Origin of the sequence: Pseudomonas sp. TWR2-1-1 (assembly GCF_049897045.1) — a bacterium.
Classification (GTDB): domain Bacteria; phylum Pseudomonadota; class Gammaproteobacteria; order Pseudomonadales; family Pseudomonadaceae; genus Aquipseudomonas; species Aquipseudomonas versuta.
In genome coordinates this window covers 126,422-141,129 of record NZ_JAFCVM010000005.1, presented here as the reverse complement: position 1 = coordinate 141,129, position 14,708 = coordinate 126,422, and the positions used below count along the sequence as shown (strand labels likewise).

Below are 14,708 nucleotides of genomic sequence, written 5' to 3'. Positions count from 1 at the left end.
GGGTTTGGCCCGTAAGCGACGGTAATAGTTAAATATTTTTCAAAAAAGTGTTTGACGGATAATCGAAAAAGGCTTCTAATGCGCCCCGTTGCCCAGATAGCTCAGTCGGTAGAGCAGGGGATTGAAAATCCCCGTGTCGGCGGTTCGATTCCGTCTCTGGGCACCACATTCAGCATTGATGTGGTGTTCGCACCACCTCAAAGCAAACAAGAAACCCGCCTAGTGCGGGTTTTTTGTTGGGCGCGATTTATACCCGGTGGCGCCACCTCTCTTGGCGATTGCAAAGAGATGGGGTTCAATCCTCTCCTCAGCCTGCAAAGGACACACGTTCATGGCAACGCCAAAGAAACAGCAAAAACACGCGCAGCGGGCCAAATCCAAAGCCAAACAGAACCGCGTCGGCAAGCCGGCCAAGGCTTCGGCTGCGACCCTGATCGACAATCCGTTCGATGACGTAAAAATCGACCTCAGCACCTTCAACTTCCAGGACATCCTCGACAACGGCTTTGACCCGGCCGATTACGACGATCTGTTCCAGGTGATGAAGGCCGCCGAAGCCATCAACCTGCAAACCATGTGCACGGTGTTCCTGCAATACCCGGTGCTGGAGCTGGTGATCTCGGAAGAGGAAGAAGAGCCCGCGACCGACTTCCTGATGGGCCTGCTGATCGAGTACCGGATTGCCATCCATGGCGACGATGAAGACAGCGCCGTGGCCTGGATCGAAACCCCGGCATTCCACAAAGCCTACGTCGAAGCTTCGCGCCTGCTGCAAGAACGCAACACCCGGAGCAGCCACTGACAGCTGCCCTGCCCCGACCTGTCAGCCGGGCGTTCACCGAGCCTGCTGCTGACGGTTACTTGCTGGGCGGTCTTGAATGGCGCCAGCACACGCCGCACGCCTCGCGCGCCGTAGTCATCATCAATGCCGCCACCTCGGTGCGCTGCAGCTACTACGCGCGCTTTGCCGAGTATCTGTTCAGCCATGGCATGGACGTGATGCTGTTTGACTACCGCGGCATCGGCGCCTCGCGCACAGGATCACTGCGTGGCTTCAAGGCCTCCTGGTCGGACTGGGGATCGCTGGACTTTGAAGCGCTCCTCAAGCGCGCACAGCGCCAATACCCGGGCCAGCCGATCGATGTGGTCGGCCACAGCTTTGGCGGCTGTGCAGCAGGCCTGGCAGCATCCGGGGCGGTTATTCGCCGTGTAGTGACCGTAGGGGCGCAATTTGCCTGCTGGCGTGACTATGCGCCCGCACAGCGCTGGCAAATGTTCACCAAGTGGCACGCCGTCATGCCTTTGCTCACCGGGCTCTGCGGCTACTTCCCGGGCAAGCGCCTGGGCTGGCTCGAAGACACCCCGGCAGGCGTGGTCAAGGACTGGGTGACATTCGGCACGCGCTTTGAGCAACTCCCCAGCGCCCGCCACCTCGGGGCCCTGCCCTTTGCTTCGGTAAGGGCCAAAACCCTCGCCATCAGCCTTAGCGACGATCCGTTCGGCACCGTGGCGGCCATCGAGCGCCTGCTCAGCCATTTCAGCGCCAGCTCCCGCACACATTTGCGCATCAGCCCGGAAGATATCGGTGTAACAGAGATCGGCCATTTCGCGTTTTTTCATAGCCGATTCCATGACAGCTTGTGGCCGATTGCCCTGCAATGGTTACAGGCGGGAGAGTTGGCGGACGATGTACCCGGCTCCATACAACAACCCCTGTAGGAGCGAGCTTGCTCGCGAGCTCTTCCTGAGAGCCGGATAGAGCTCGCGAGCAAGCTCGCTCCTACAGGGTGTTGAGACCCTTTAGATCGCCCGCTGGTTAACCCGGCCAGACAACTCTTCAGCCGTTTCCTTGCGTTCCGAATAGCGATCTACCAGGTCCGGACGGTCGCGCAGGAGCAAGGTGAATTTGACCAGTTCTTCCATCACATCTACCACGCGGTCGTAGAGCGCTGAGGGCTTCATCCGGTCCTGATCGTCAAATTCCATGTAGGCCTTGGGCACCGAGGACTGGTTGGGGATGATGAACATGCGCATCCAGCGCCCCAAATTACGCAACTGGCTGACGGTATTGAACGACTGCGAGCCACCCGAGACCTGCATCACCGCCAGGGTCTTGCCTTGCGTGGGACGCACCGCCCCCAGCGCCAGCGGCACCCAGTCAATTTGTGCCTTGAACACGGCAGACATGGCGCCGTGACGCTCGGGTGAGCACCACACCTGCCCTTCTGACCATTGCATCAACTCCAGCAGCTCCTGGACCTTGGGATGGTCGCGGGGTGCATCATCGGGCAGCGGCAACCCGGACGGATTGAAGATCCGGGTCTCGGCACCCAGGTGACGCAGCAAGCGTGCAGCCTCTTCAACCAGCAAACGGCTGAACGAGCGCTCCCGCGTCGAGCCGTACAGCAGCAAAATGCGCGGCGGATGCGATTGCTGCTCCGCACCGGGCTGATCGAGCAGTCCGAGGTTGAGGTTAGGCATCTGTTCGCTCATCAAAGTCTCCTGTTACAACGTGGAAATTCGCTCAAGCTCAAGCCTGAGCCCCGGCACCGAAAGGGATTCAAACGGTAGCTCGAAAAAAGCCCGGCAGCGCCTCTCAATCTGCGCCAGGGTGGCTCGAAATGCCTGATCAGTCGCGGCTTCGTCAGCCACAACCTCGGAAGGGTCGGCAAGCCCCCAATGGGCTTTGATTGCGGGGCCGAAATAGACCGGGCAGGCCTCACCGGCCGCCTTGTCACACACCGTAATTACGATGTCGGGGGGCGCTCCTTCGAAGGCCTCGTTGCCTTTACTGTACAAACCCGCCGTGGCTATTCCGGCGTCTTGCAGGGTGCTCAGGCTGCGCGGCAGCACCCGGCCTTTGGGAAAGCTGCCGGAACTGACAGCCTCAAAGCCTGGCGGTGCCAAATGGTTGAACATTGCCTCGGACAAAATGCTTCGGCAGCTATTGGCCGTACACATAAACAGAACTTTCATCACCTACCCTCCCAACCGCACGGCCAACGCCGCCAACGTGATCAACAGCACCGGTAACGTCAGCACGATCCCGACCTTGAAGTAGTAACCCCAGGTAATGCGTATCCCTTTGCGCGCCAGTACGTGCAGCCACAGGAGGGTGGCCAGACTGCCAATCGGGGTGATTTTTGGCCCAAGGTCGCTACCGATCACGTTGGCGTAGATCATGGCCTCCTTGATCATCCCGGTAGCGCTGCTGGCGTCAATGGACAGGGCCCCGATCAGCACGGTGGGCAGGTTGTTCATGATTGATGACAGCAACGCCGTCAACAGGCCGGTACCCAGGGTCGCGCCCCACACACCGTAGCGGGCAAAGCCGTCGAGCCAGCCGGCCAGGTAATCGGTGAGCCCGGCGTTACGCAGGCCGTAGACCACCAGGTACATGCCCAGGGAGAAAATCACGATCTGCCACGGCGCCTCCTTGAGTACCTTGCGGGTGGAGATTTTGTGCCCCCACGCCGCGATGCCCAGCAACAACGCCGCGCACAAGGCCGAGATGGCGCTGATGGGAATCCCCAGCGGTTCCAGAGCGAAACAGCCCGCCAACAAAATCCCCAGCACCCACCAGCCCGCCACGAAAGTGGCTTTGTCATTGATGGCACTGGCCGGGTCATCAAGCTGCGCAGGGTCGTAATCGGCGGGAATGTCGCGCCGGAAAAACCACAACAACATGCCCAGCGTGGCAGCCACGCTCACCAGGTTGACCGGCACCATCACCGCGGCGTACTGGTTGAAGCCGATTTTGAAGTAATCCGCCGAGACGATATTGACCAGGTTCGACACCACCAGCGGCAAGCTTGCGGTGTCGGCAATAAAGCCTGCCCCCATCACAAAAGCCAGGGTTGCCGCCGGTGAAAAACGCAGCGCCAGCAACATGGCGACCACGATAGGGGTAAGAATCAACGCCGCGCCGTCGTTGGCAAACAGCGCCGAAACCAGGGCACCCAGCAACACCATATAGGCGAATAAACGTTTACCGCGGCCTCTGCCCCACCGCGCCACATGCAAGGCCGCCCAGGCAAAGAACCCGGCTTCATCGAGCAACAGGCTGATGATGATCAACGCCACGAAGGTGCCTGTGGCATTCCAGATGATCGACCACACAACCGGGACATCGCCCGGTTGCACCACACCAAAAATCAGGGCCAGCAGCGCCCCCAGCGAGGCGCTCCAGCCCACCCCGAGCCCCCGGGGCTGCCAGATGACCAGCACAATCGTGAACACAAAAATCGCAATGGCAGCCAACATAAAACTCTCCCGACCCGGCTCAGCAGCAGCGGTTGCGTTGAGGGCGATCGCCCATGGCTTCAAGGCGCAACACATCGTCGCGCAACCATTGCCCGTTGGCGTTCAAGGTGGTGTCGAGGACCGACATGACCCACTGCGGCAGCGCCGGATTAAGCCGGTAATAAACCCACTGGCCCTGGCGACGGTCCAGCAGCAGCCCGCAGCTGCGCAATTGCGCCAGGTGACGGGAGATTTTGGGCTGGCTGTCATTGAGCGCACACATCAGCTCACAGACGCACAACTCACCTTCTTGCACGATGAGCAGCGCAGAGCGCATTCGGGTGGCATCAGCCAGACATTTAAAAATCGCCGGAGGGGAAAAATCGACCGTCATCTCGCATCGCCTTACATATGGAAATCCGAATATATGGATTTCCATATGCATTAGCAACCGGCCGGGATAAGCAGTGCAGGTCAGTTGCGGGCGGTGCAGCCTTCAGGCTTGGTCACTCGCGTTTTGGAGGCCGGGTTATTGCCCAGCTTGTTGACCGGCCGACGCGGCCGCACCATCAGCTCGCCCCCGCAGTTAGGGCAAAGCCCGCCCAGTTTTTGCTCCGAACAGGAGGCGCAAAACGTGCATTCGAATGAACAGATCCGCGCAAGGGACGAATCAGGCGGTAGGTCACAATCACAGCATTCGCAATTGGGGCGTAATTCGAGCATGAGCACCTCATCTAGACGGAAACATTCGTTGTTGTAGTTAAGACGCTTCCAACAAAAAGCCAATCGTTAATTTGCGCGTAAAACTGCCGGAGCAGTGCCTGATATCAAAACCTTCTATCTGAATGAATGGCACTTTTTGATTATCACGCCTTCAAATCCTGATCAGCGCTCCTTTCAAAGCGTACACAGAGAGCCCCGTCATACGGCATGCCATACGAATCCAGCTCCCCACCAACGCCTTCGGTTTTGAACGAGCTCCGCTCCGGCACCCAGACCCTGCATGTTGCGCTTGAGAAGCGCCTGCCGTTTTTTTCGGACAGTCTTGACCTGCAGCGTTACACACGTCTGTTGGCGGCCTATTACGGGTTCTACCGGGCCATGGAGAACAGGCTTGTAAACAGCGCGTTGATCCCGCCGGGTTTTGACCTGCACGCACGCCTCAAGACCCAGGCCCTGGAGCAGGATCTACGCGCCCTGGGCATCAAGCCCGGGACACTTGCGCTGTGCCCGACCCTGCCGCAGTTGAACAGCGAAGCCAGTGTGCTGGGGGTTTTATATGTGCTTGAGGGTGCCACGCTGGGCGGCAATATCTTGCGCAAACAAATCTCTGATCGCCTGGGTCTGCAAGCCCATGACGGTGGCGCCTTTCTCTACGTATATGGCGAAGCCACCGGCCGCAACTGGAAGTCGTTCCTGGATTTTCTCTGCGCCATGCCACTGGATGCCCGGGCACGCGCCGAGGCCGTCAAGGCGGCCTGCTCTACTTTCAGCTGTTTCGAGCAATGGTTAGAACGTCAGGAGGTGTTGTTATGAACCCACTGGATACTGAAGATTTTGAAGTCTTGCTGGCCAATTGCGCTGATGAGCCCATTCGTTTTCCGGGGGCCATTCAGCCCCACGGTATTTTGTTGACCCTCTGCGGTCCCGAGCTGCTCATCCAGCAAATCAGTGCCAATGTCCAGAGGCTGTTCGGCGTGCTGCCTGCAGCCCTGTTGAATCAACCGCTGTCGATGCTGACCGGCCCGCAGGCCGCCGCCGCGGTGCAACAAGCCAGCCACTTGGTCGAGCAAATCGATATGCCGCCACTGGAGTTGAATCTGCAGGGGCTGACCTGGGAGGGCTTGTTACACCGCAGCAACGGCACCCTGATTCTGGAACTCGAGTTAAAGCCCGATGAAACCGAGCTCAACAGCACGATGGCCAAGGTGCGCAACCTGAGCCGCGTACTGCAACGCCTGCAGGCTGCCAGGACACTGCCCGCGCTGTACGAAACCTGTGTCAGTGAGATTCAGGCTCTGACCGGGTATGACCGGGTTCTGATTTACCATTTTCAAGAAGAGGGTCACGGCCAGGTCATCGCCGAAGCCTCAGCCCCTGCGATGGAGCTGTTCAACGGCATGTTCTTTCCGGCATCGGACATCCCGGAGCAGGCCCGCGAGCTGTATCGCACCCACTGGCTGCGCATCATTCCCGACGCGGCCTATGAGCCGGTACAGCTGGTCCCCAAATTGCGCCCTGACACGGGGCAAGCACTGGACCTCAGCGGGGCAGTCTTGCGCAGCGTGTCGCCGATCCACTGCCAATACATGCAAAACATGGGCGTACTGTCTTCGATGAGCATCTCCCTGATGGATGGCGAACGCCTCTGGGGCCTGATCAGTTGCGGCCATCGCACCCCTCTGCATGTGCCGCACGAGCTGCGCATGGCGTGCCAGACTATTGGCCAGGTCCTGTCCTTACAGATCAGCGCCTTGCAAACCCTGGAAATCAGCCGCCAGCGAGAAGCAAAAATAGACGCTTTGGTGCACTTGAATAGCGCCATGGAGCAAGGCCCGGAAAACGTGTTCGACGGTCTGGCGCTGGAGCCCCGATTGTTGATGGACCTGACCCGGGCCAGCGGTGTAGCCATCATCGAAGACAAAGTGCTGCACCGTTACGGCCAATGCCCGCACCCCGAACAAATCCGTGATCTGTACCAATGGTTCAAGCAATCCGGCGACCCTGTGTTTTCCACGCACAGCCTGTCGACGCTTTATGCCCCGGCCGCCGAGTACAAGGATGTCGCCAGCGGCCTGCTGGCCATGTGTCTGCCCAAGCCTGTCGATAATGCCGTGCTGTGGTTTCGCAGCGAGATCAAAGAAAGCATGCCGTGGAGTGGCGACCCGAAAAAACCTCTCAACCTGGAACGCAGCGCTACCGGCTTGCGACTAAGCCCGCGCACCTCGTTCGAGCTGTGGAAGGTCGAGGTGGACGGTATCTGCGACAAATGGAGCCACGGCGATTTGTTCGCCGCCAACGACCTGCGCCGCTCGGCACTGGAAAACGACCTTAGCCGTCAGGTGCGCCGCGAACAGCAGGCGGTACGGGCACGGGATGAGTTGGTGGCGGTGGTGTCTCACGACTTGCGCAACCCCATGACCATCATCTCCATGCTGTGCGGGATGATGCAGAAAACCTTCAGCAGTGACGGCTCCCATGCTTCACGGCGCATCACAACCGCTATCGACACCATGCAACAGGCCTCCAGCCGCATGAACATCCTGCTCGAAGACTTGCTCGATACGTCCAAGATAGAAGCCGGGCGCTACACCATCTCCCCGCAATCACTGGACGTGACCCAGATCTTTGAAGAAGCGCTGTCGTTGCTGACGCCATTAGCCACCGACAAGGGGCTCGAGCTGACCTTCCACTCAGAGCCCGATCTGAAAATTCATGCCGACCCCGAGCGCCTGTTCCAGGTGCTGTCCAACTTGATCAGCAACGCGATCAAGTTCACCCCTGCTCAAGGCACCATCCAAGTGGCCGCCATAACGAGCGGAGACGACATCGTGTTCAGCGTGCGCGACTCCGGCAAAGGCATCCCGGCCGAGCAACTGCCGCACATCTTTGAACGCTACTGGACGGCGAAGGAAGGCAATACGTCTGGCACTGGCCTTGGGCTGTACATTTCTCAAGGGATCATCAAGGCCCATGGCGGCCTGTTAGTTGCACAAAGCACCCCGGGCCAGGGGAGTGAATTCCGCTTTACCGTGCCTAAATTTGCGTGACGCCTGTCGCCGGCAAGCCAGCTCCCACAAGAGCTGGCCTGCCACTGCCTGACCTCAGCTGAACGCGTTGATAAACCAGGTGATCATCGGGATCGCCACAATGTCGATCAGTACTGCACCGCATAACGGCACGATGATGAAGGCTTTGTAGGAGAACACTTTGTAGTGATCGCAGATGGCGCCCATGTTGGCCACGGCATTGGGCGTCGCTCCCAGCCCGTGCCCCATGAAGCCTGCACACAGGACGGCGGCGTCGTAGTTGCGGCCAAACAGGCGGAACAGGACGAACACGCAGAGCAGGATCATGATCACCACTTGCACCACCAGAATCACCAGCAGCGGCAACCCCAGCTTCTCCAGCTCCCAGAACTTCAGGCTCATCATGGCCATGGTCAGGAACATGCCCAGGCACACGTCACCAATGGTGCTCACGGCATGGTCAGGCATCTCGACAGCCTGGGTGCGGTCATTGAGGTTGCGCAGAATGATGGCCACAAACATCGCGCCCACATAGCTCGGCAACACGATGCCCAAATGCTGCTGCAAGCTGCCGCCCAGCCAGAAACCCAGCACCATGATCACCACGATGCAGGTCAGCAGCCGCAGCAGGGTCGCCGCGTCCAGAGCCGCCGGCGGGGTGTGGACCACTTCTTCAAAGGCCTCGAGGTTACCCACCGCTTCAGCCTTGACCGTGAGCTTGTTGCGTTCAATCAACCAGCGCGCCAGCGGGCTGCCCAACAAACCGCCGGCCACCATGCCGAAAGTCGCTGCCGCCAGAGCGGCAGTGGTCGCGCCTACCGCCCCGAGGTTCTCGGCAATCGGGCCGAACGCGGCCGCTGCACCGAAACCGCCTTCCAGCGACACGGCACCGGCCATGATGCCCAGCAACGGATCAATCCCCAGCAGCTTGGCCACGCTGACCCCCACCACGTTTTGCACCAGGGCCAGGCCCCAGCACGCACCCAGGTAGATAAACAGCAACTTGCCGCCCTTGCGCAGCAGGCCCAGGCTGCCACCCAGACCGACAGTGGTGAAAAACGCCACCATCAGCGGGGTTTGCAGGCTGGTATCGAGGGTCAGGTTGAGCAGTTGCTGATCGCGTAACAGCCAGATCACCAAGGCAAAACCAAAGCCGCCAATCACCGGCGCCGGAACACAAAGTTGGCGCAGCCAGTAGCTGCGTTTTTTCAGCTGGGCACCCAGGCCCAGCAGGAGCAACGCGAGAGCGAGGGTGCTCAGCGCATCCAGTTCGAATGTAAGCATGGCGAATTTCTCTTTTTCTTATGATTCAACAAGCGGTTTCAGGGATGTACGGAAAAACTTAATCAATCAGGCTGGCGAGCAGACGCGCGCCAATCCGGGCGGTGCGGTTATCGGTGTCCAGACTCGGGTTGAGCTCGGCAATATCGGCCATGCGCAATTTGCCGCTGGCTTTGGCATGGCGTACCAGATGCTCGACGATCTGCATGTCCACCCCATGGGCAGACGGCGCGCTGACCCCGGGCGCCTGGCTGGCGGGCAGGACATCAAGGCAGATGGTCATGTAAAGGTGGTCGACGTCTTGCAAGAAATCGTCGATCAGGGCTTCGCAGGCACAGATGTCCCAACTGTTCATCTGTCGGTCGAGGCGGTAGCGCACCTTCAATTGCTCGGCCTGCTCAAAGAGCGCCGCAGTGTTATTCAGTTGGCTGACGCCCAGGCAGCAGTAGGCGAATGGCATTTCTGCGCGCTGGCAATATTCGGCAATCTGCCGGAACGGCGTGCCCGAACTGCTTTGCCCGGCATGGCGCAAATCAAAATGGGCGTCGAAGTTGAGAACCCCGATCCGCGCTTGCGGGTTGCGCTGGCGCAAGTGATCGGCCAGACCGCTGAAGCTGGCAAAAGCGATTTCATGCCCGCCACCCAACCCCAACGGCAAGTGCCCCTGATCGAGCAGGTAGCTGACGTGGTGGGCGTAGATCTGCTGCGCGCCTTCCAGGTTGCTGTCGGTGCAGCTCACATCGCCCGCGTCATACAGCGGCGCGTGGCCGTGCCATGCCAGATTGGCCAGGGCCTTGCGCAAGGCCGACGGTCCCTCGCGGGCACCGGTGCGGCCCTGATTGCGCTTGACCCCCTCATCGCAGGCCAGCCCGATCAGCGCCGCGCCCGCCGGCTGGCTCCGGGCAAAGGGTTTGACCCATTGATGCCAGCGCAATGCGCCCTGCCCTTCGGCAGCGTCTATACGGCCTGTCCACACGTGCATGTCAGGAACAACGGTCATGCTTGAAACTCCAGTCAAATTCAGTCGAGCCGGGCGCTCAGGCGCAGCGCGACATCCTGGGTCCAGCGGATCAGGCGTTCACTGCGGTTTTGCGCCCGAATGGCCGGGGCCATGAGGCTGATAGCGCCGAGCAGGCGATTGCGGCTGTCGATCACCGGGGCACTGACGCCCCAGATGCCGTCGTCGATTTCGCTCAGACTCACGGCATAGCCGGTCGCCCGGATCTCGGCAAAACTGCGCTGATAGGCGGCGATTTCTTCGCGTTCCAGGCCCTGTGCCTGAAGAATTGGCAGGCTTTGCGCCTCATCCATGTGCGCCAGTAACACCCGGGCCGAGGCCCCGACCAACAGCGGCTGGGCCAGCCCTTTCTGGTAGCAGCAGCGCAGTGGTTGCGAGCTGTCGACCAGTTCGATGCAAATCGCCTGGCCGTTACTTGGCACCATCAACGCCACGCTTTCCTGGCTTTGCTCTGCCAGGCGTTTGAGCTCTGACTTGGCCAGCGTTACCAGCACGGCTTCGCGATCGAACTTCTTGGCCAGCTGCAAACAGGCCGGCCCCGGCAAATAGCGGCCCTGACCGTTTTCTTCGGCCAGCCCCCAGCGCAGCAGGGTTTTGAGATGCCGATAAGTGCTGCTGAGCGGCTGTGACAGTTGCTCGGACAGTTCTTTGGCGGAGATCGCCTCACCGGATTGACCCAGGGTGACGAGGATCTGCAGCAAGCGATCAGTGGGCGTGTTGTAGTTCATATCGGCCTCATGCTCTTGCCCGCATGGTGCACGGAGTTTCCCATTAGCTGAAACTTGATTCCCACCCAGTGAGAAAAAACCCTCAGATAACGATCAGCGGTAGGCCATGGGTATTCCTGCGCCCACAAAAAAGGCCGCGATCCCTAGGGATCGCGGCCCGGTGTACTGAACGTCGAGCGCCGTCCTGGCGTCAGTTCAGTACAGTTGCCCCCAGCTTCTCAATACGTCGACGACGTGCCACCAACAGGCCCGCCGTTACCACCAGAATACTCAGCAAGCCGGTGGCCATGATTTCAACCCGGTGCGACTCCTGGAACAGCATGATGGTCAGGATCGCCACGATAAACACGATGACCGCCCAGGTCAGGCCCGGGAACAGCCACATTTTAAAGGAGATGGTCTCGCCCAGCGCCATACGCTTTTGACGCATGCGCAACTGCGAAATGGCAATCACCAGGTACACCAGCAGCGCAATGGCGCCGGAGCTGGCCAGCAAGAACTCGAACACGGCTGCCGGTGCTACATAGTTGGCGAACACGGCCAGGAAGGCTGCACCGGTCGACATCATCACCGCCCAGTAAGGGGTGCCGCTGGCATTGGTACGCTTGGCCGCAGCCGGTGCGTCACCGCGTTTGCTCAGGGAGTAGAGCATGCGCGACGAGGTATAGAGCGCCGAGTTCAGGCAGCTGGTAACCGCGATCAATACCACGATATCGACAATCAGCTTGGCATTCGGGATGCCCATGCGCTCAAGCACGGTCTGGTAGGAGCCGAACTGGGCCAGGCCCGGATCGTTCCATGGCACCAGTGCCACAACGATGAAGATCGACACCAGGTAGAACAAGCCGATACGCCAGATCACCGAGTTGGTGGCCTTGGTGATTTGCTTGCTCGGGTCTTTGGATTCTGCCGCAGCGATGGTCACGATTTCTGTGCCCATGAACGAGAACATAGTGGTCAACATGGCGGCCAGTACCGCGCCCATGCCGTTGGGCATAAAGCCTATGGTGTCGACCAGATGCGAAACGCCGCTGACCTGACTGGTCGGCAGCAGGCCGAAAATGGCCATCAGGCCCAAGATAATGAAGCCGATAATCGCCAGCACCTTGACCAGCGCAAACCAGAACTCGAACTCGCCGTAGTTCTTGACGCTGAACAGGTTGGTCACGGTCAGCAACAGGGTGATGACCAGGGTAAAGACCCAGATCGCCGTGCCGGGGAACCATGCATGCAGGATGGTGGCGGCGGCGACGGCTTCCAGCGGGATAACCAGCACCCAGAACCACCAGTACAGCCAGCCAATGGTGAAACCGGCCCAGTGCCCGATGGCACGGTCGGCGTAGGTGGAGAACGAGCCGGTGTCAGGGGATGCGACGGCCATTTCGGCCAGCATGCGCATCACCAGCACCACCAGCGTACCCGCTGCGGCGTAAGCCAGCAGTACGGCAGGACCCGCCTGTGCAATCGCGTGTCCGGAGCCGACAAACAAGCCGGCACCGATGACCCCGGCAATCGACAGCATGGTTACATGCCGTGGTTTGAGACCTTGCTCCAGGCCGTTAGGAGTTTGCGTATTGCTCATTGGGACTACCTTTGCAGTGAAAGCCATTCCGAGCGCCGCGCTTGTTTACCTTCTCGTAAAAAGTAACCAACGGGGCGTTTAGAATTATTTACGCAATAAATGAGCCAAAATGTGACAGATGCACGGTTTGCGTGGGCTGCATCGGTTCACCTCTGGGTTTGCAACTTGTTGAGAGTGATGGCTTTTTGCCTATTCGTTACCGTAACACTCAGTCACAAGTTCCGGGGCGCACCAAAAATACCCAATTTTGCCCATATGGTGCAAAAGCAGTGCACATCTTTAACCTTTAGTAGGTTCGCGCTTCCAACACCGGGCCAAAGCTGGCAACATCGCGACCTTTTTTAAGCGACACCTGTCTGGCCGAACGGCAAAATACGGGGTCAGTTGTAGTTCGCGCGACAGTCTGCTGTCGGGATGCGACAAACGACCACCCTCTCGCCTTTTGTTCCCCAGGAGCGGCTGGTTGCCTTTGTGGCCCTATGCTAGCTTGGCCGCCCAACAGCAGGATCGCTCCCGAACACAATGAGGAACGCACATGGCTTTGGCCACGCCCGCGCTTGAAATCCGCAACTTGCATAAACGCTACGGCGAGCTTGAGGTACTTAAAGGTATCTCGCTGACCGCACGCGACGGCGACGTGATCTCGATCCTGGGTTCTTCCGGCTCCGGCAAGTCCACCCTGCTGCGCTGCATCAACCTGCTGGAAAACCCGCACGAGGGCCAGATCCTGGTCGCCGGCGAAGAACTCAAGCTCAAGAAAGCCAAAAATGGCGAACTGGTCGCTGCCGATGGCAAGCAGATCAATCGCATGCGCAGTGAACTGGGTTTTGTATTTCAAAACTTTAACCTGTGGCCGCACATGACCATCCTCGACAACATCATCGAGGCCCCGCGTCGTGTTCTGGGTCAGAGCAAGGCTGAAGCGATTGAAGTTGCCGAAGCGTTGCTGGCCAAGGTTGGCATCGCCGAAAAACGTCACGCCTATCCGTCCGAATTGTCCGGCGGCCAGCAACAACGCGCCGCCATTGCCCGCACATTGGCCATGCAACCCAAAGTAATCCTGTTCGATGAACCGACATCGGCACTTGACCCGGAAATGGTCCAGGAAGTACTTAGTGTTATCCGCGCGCTCGCCGAAGAAGGCCGCACGATGCTGCTGGTCACCCACGAAATGGGCTTTGCCCGTCAGGTGTCCTCCGAAGTCGTGTTTTTGCACCAGGGCCTGATCGAAGAACAAGGGTCGCCAGAACAGGTGTTCGACAACCCGGTTTCAGCGCGCTGTAAACAATTCATGTCCAGCAACCGCTAACGGAGCAACACGAATGCAAAACTATAAAAAGCTTCTCCTGGCCGCTGCCGCCACCCTGGTTTTCAGTGCCAATGCCTTGGCTGTTGATAAGTACAAAGTGGGGATTGAAGGCGCTTACCCTCCGTTCAACAACAAGAACGCCAGCGGGCAAGTGGTTGGTTTTGACTACGACATTGCCATGGCCCTGTGCGCCAAGATGAAAGCCGAGTGCGAAGTTGTGACCTCGGACTGGGACGGCATCATTCCCGCACTGAACGCCAAGAAGTACGACTTTATTGTCTCCTCCCTGTCGATTACTGACGACCGCAAACAGGCTGTCGACTTCACCGACCCGTACTACTCCAACAAACAGCAGTTTGTGGCCAAGAAAGGTGTCGATTTCAAAACCGACATTGAATCGCTCAAAAGCAAGAAACTGGGCACCCAGCGTTCAACCCAGGCCGCAACATGGCTGGAAGATAACGTAGGTGGCGACATCGCCTTGTATGACACCCAGGAAAACGCCTATCTCGACTTGTCCTCGGGCCGTGTAGACGCACTGCTGGCCGACAAGTACGCCATCTATGGCTGGTTGAAGGATGATCCGGCGGGCAAGGACTATGAGTTCAAGGGCAACCCGATCAACGAAGACGACAAGGTCGGCATTGCTTTGCGTAAAGGCGAAAGCGACTTGCGCACCAAGTTGAACCTGGCGCTCAAAGAAATCAAAGAAGACGGCACCTACAAAAAGATCAACGACAAGTATTTCCCATTCAGCATTGAATGACCTGCCTGACCGGCGCGCCGCAAGGCTGCGCCG

General features: G+C 59.0%; 15 protein-coding genes and 1 tRNA gene. 7 read left to right on the top strand and 9 right to left on the bottom strand.

Features of this window, described 5'->3' with window-relative positions; translation table 11 throughout:
- Positions 1–90: 90 nt before the first annotated feature.
- The 3 genes from ACP7BO_RS14410 (at position 91) to ACP7BO_RS14400 (ending at position 1,719) form a co-directional block, all read left to right on the top strand.
- Positions 91–166: transfer RNA gene (locus ACP7BO_RS14410), tRNA-Phe, on the top strand.
- 165 nt (positions 167–331) lie between these two features.
- The gene (locus ACP7BO_RS14405) at positions 332–802 is read left to right on the top strand and encodes a hypothetical protein (protein ID WP_426211080.1); all 471 of its coding nucleotides are present in this window, start codon (positions 332–334) and stop codon (positions 800–802) included.
- A gap of 59 nt (positions 803–861) precedes the next feature.
- Positions 862–1,719, top strand: coding sequence for an alpha/beta hydrolase family protein (locus ACP7BO_RS14400; RefSeq protein ID WP_397455177.1), 858 nt, complete (start codon positions 862–864; stop codon positions 1,717–1,719).
- Positions 1,720–1,800: 81 nt separating this feature from the next.
- On the opposite strand, the gene arsH is transcribed toward ACP7BO_RS14400, so the two are convergent.
- The 5 genes from arsH to ACP7BO_RS14375 all read right to left on the bottom strand — a co-directional run bounded on the left by arsH (position 1,801) and on the right by ACP7BO_RS14375 (position 4,965).
- Positions 1,801–2,493 (bottom strand): arsenical resistance protein ArsH, encoded by a 693-nt coding sequence (arsH, locus tag ACP7BO_RS14395; protein ID WP_426211078.1) that lies wholly within the window; start codon positions 2,491–2,493, stop codon positions 1,801–1,803.
- Positions 2,494–2,505: 12 nt separating this feature from the next.
- On the bottom strand, positions 2,506–2,976 hold the full coding sequence (locus tag ACP7BO_RS14390; protein WP_426211076.1) for an arsenate reductase ArsC: 471 nt from the start codon (positions 2,974–2,976) through the stop codon (positions 2,506–2,508).
- 3 nt (positions 2,977–2,979) lie between these two features.
- Complete coding sequence (locus ACP7BO_RS14385) at positions 2,980–4,263, bottom strand: arsenic transporter (protein WP_426211074.1); 1,284 nt, start codon at positions 4,261–4,263, stop codon at positions 2,980–2,982.
- Between the two features lie 19 nt (positions 4,264–4,282).
- The gene (locus ACP7BO_RS14380; protein WP_397455181.1) at positions 4,283–4,636 is read right to left on the bottom strand and encodes a metalloregulator ArsR/SmtB family transcription factor; all 354 of its coding nucleotides are present in this window, start codon (positions 4,634–4,636) and stop codon (positions 4,283–4,285) included.
- Positions 4,637–4,716: 80 nt separating this feature from the next.
- Complete coding sequence (locus ACP7BO_RS14375; protein WP_060696128.1) at positions 4,717–4,965, bottom strand: DUF1272 domain-containing protein; 249 nt, start codon at positions 4,963–4,965, stop codon at positions 4,717–4,719.
- Between the two features lie 207 nt (positions 4,966–5,172).
- Here ACP7BO_RS14375 and ACP7BO_RS14370 point away from each other — a divergent pair, with 207 nt between their 5' ends.
- Positions 5,173–5,778, top strand: coding sequence for a biliverdin-producing heme oxygenase (locus ACP7BO_RS14370; protein ID WP_426211072.1), 606 nt, complete (start codon positions 5,173–5,175; stop codon positions 5,776–5,778).
- Positions 5,775–8,012 carry an ATP-binding protein gene (locus ACP7BO_RS14365; RefSeq protein WP_426211070.1) on the top strand — a complete coding sequence of 746 codons (2,238 nt, stop codon included), beginning with the start codon at positions 5,775–5,777 and terminating at the stop codon, positions 8,010–8,012. The genes ACP7BO_RS14370 and ACP7BO_RS14365 overlap by 4 nt, the downstream gene beginning before the upstream one ends.
- A gap of 54 nt (positions 8,013–8,066) precedes the next feature.
- Here the strand turns inward: ACP7BO_RS14365 and gltS are convergent, their stop codons facing one another.
- The 4 genes from gltS to gabP form a co-directional block, all read right to left on the bottom strand.
- Complete coding sequence (gene gltS, locus ACP7BO_RS14360; protein ID WP_426211068.1) at positions 8,067–9,275, bottom strand: sodium/glutamate symporter; 1,209 nt, start codon at positions 9,273–9,275, stop codon at positions 8,067–8,069.
- 58 nt (positions 9,276–9,333) lie between these two features.
- Positions 9,334–10,272: a formimidoylglutamase gene (gene hutG / locus ACP7BO_RS14355; protein WP_397455185.1), complete on the bottom strand. Its 939-nt coding sequence runs from the start codon at positions 10,270–10,272 to the stop codon at positions 9,334–9,336.
- Between the two features lie 20 nt (positions 10,273–10,292).
- A complete protein-coding gene (locus tag ACP7BO_RS14350; protein ID WP_397455186.1) occupies positions 10,293–11,018 on the bottom strand; it encodes an IclR family transcriptional regulator in 726 nt (241 codons plus the stop codon).
- A gap of 190 nt (positions 11,019–11,208) precedes the next feature.
- Positions 11,209–12,600 (bottom strand): GABA permease, encoded by a 1,392-nt coding sequence (gene gabP, locus ACP7BO_RS14345; protein WP_060696141.1) that lies wholly within the window; start codon positions 12,598–12,600, stop codon positions 11,209–11,211.
- A gap of 535 nt (positions 12,601–13,135) precedes the next feature.
- On the opposite strand from gabP, the gene ACP7BO_RS14340 reads away from it, so the two are divergent.
- Both ACP7BO_RS14340 and ACP7BO_RS14335 read left to right on the top strand, forming a co-directional pair.
- Entirely contained in the window at positions 13,136–13,909 is a 774-nt protein-coding gene (locus ACP7BO_RS14340; RefSeq protein ID WP_397455187.1) for an ABC transporter ATP-binding protein, read from the top strand.
- A gap of 13 nt (positions 13,910–13,922) precedes the next feature.
- Positions 13,923–14,675 (top strand): transporter substrate-binding domain-containing protein, encoded by a 753-nt coding sequence (locus ACP7BO_RS14335; protein ID WP_060696143.1) that lies wholly within the window; start codon positions 13,923–13,925, stop codon positions 14,673–14,675.
- Positions 14,676–14,708: the final 33 nt, after the last annotated feature.

Coding starts and splice junctions, on each gene's coding strand:
- ACP7BO_RS14385 (WP_426211074.1), bottom strand. CDS start 4,263: ATGTTGGCTGCCATTGCGATTTTTGTGTTCACGATTGTGCTGGTCATC.
- ACP7BO_RS14370 (WP_426211072.1), top strand. CDS start 5,173: ATGCCATACGAATCCAGCTCCCCACCAACGCCTTCGGTTTTGAACGAG.
- ACP7BO_RS14405 (WP_426211080.1), top strand. CDS start 332: ATGGCAACGCCAAAGAAACAGCAAAAACACGCGCAGCGGGCCAAATCC.
- ACP7BO_RS14380 (WP_397455181.1), bottom strand. CDS start 4,636: ATGACGGTCGATTTTTCCCCTCCGGCGATTTTTAAATGTCTGGCTGAT.
- gltS (WP_426211068.1), bottom strand. CDS start 9,275: ATGCTTACATTCGAACTGGATGCGCTGAGCACCCTCGCTCTCGCGTTG.
- ACP7BO_RS14390 (WP_426211076.1), bottom strand. CDS start 2,976: ATGAAAGTTCTGTTTATGTGTACGGCCAATAGCTGCCGAAGCATTTTG.
- ACP7BO_RS14375 (WP_060696128.1), bottom strand. CDS start 4,965: ATGCTCGAATTACGCCCCAATTGCGAATGCTGTGATTGTGACCTACCG.
- ACP7BO_RS14335 (WP_060696143.1), top strand. CDS start 13,923: ATGCAAAACTATAAAAAGCTTCTCCTGGCCGCTGCCGCCACCCTGGTT.
- gabP (WP_060696141.1), bottom strand. CDS start 12,600: ATGAGCAATACGCAAACTCCTAACGGCCTGGAGCAAGGTCTCAAACCA.
- ACP7BO_RS14350 (WP_397455186.1), bottom strand. CDS start 11,018: ATGAACTACAACACGCCCACTGATCGCTTGCTGCAGATCCTCGTCACC.
- arsH (WP_426211078.1), bottom strand. CDS start 2,493: ATGAGCGAACAGATGCCTAACCTCAACCTCGGACTGCTCGATCAGCCC.
- ACP7BO_RS14365 (WP_426211070.1), top strand. CDS start 5,775: ATGAACCCACTGGATACTGAAGATTTTGAAGTCTTGCTGGCCAATTGC.
- ACP7BO_RS14340 (WP_397455187.1), top strand. CDS start 13,136: ATGGCTTTGGCCACGCCCGCGCTTGAAATCCGCAACTTGCATAAACGC.
- hutG (WP_397455185.1), bottom strand. CDS start 10,272: ATGACCGTTGTTCCTGACATGCACGTGTGGACAGGCCGTATAGACGCT.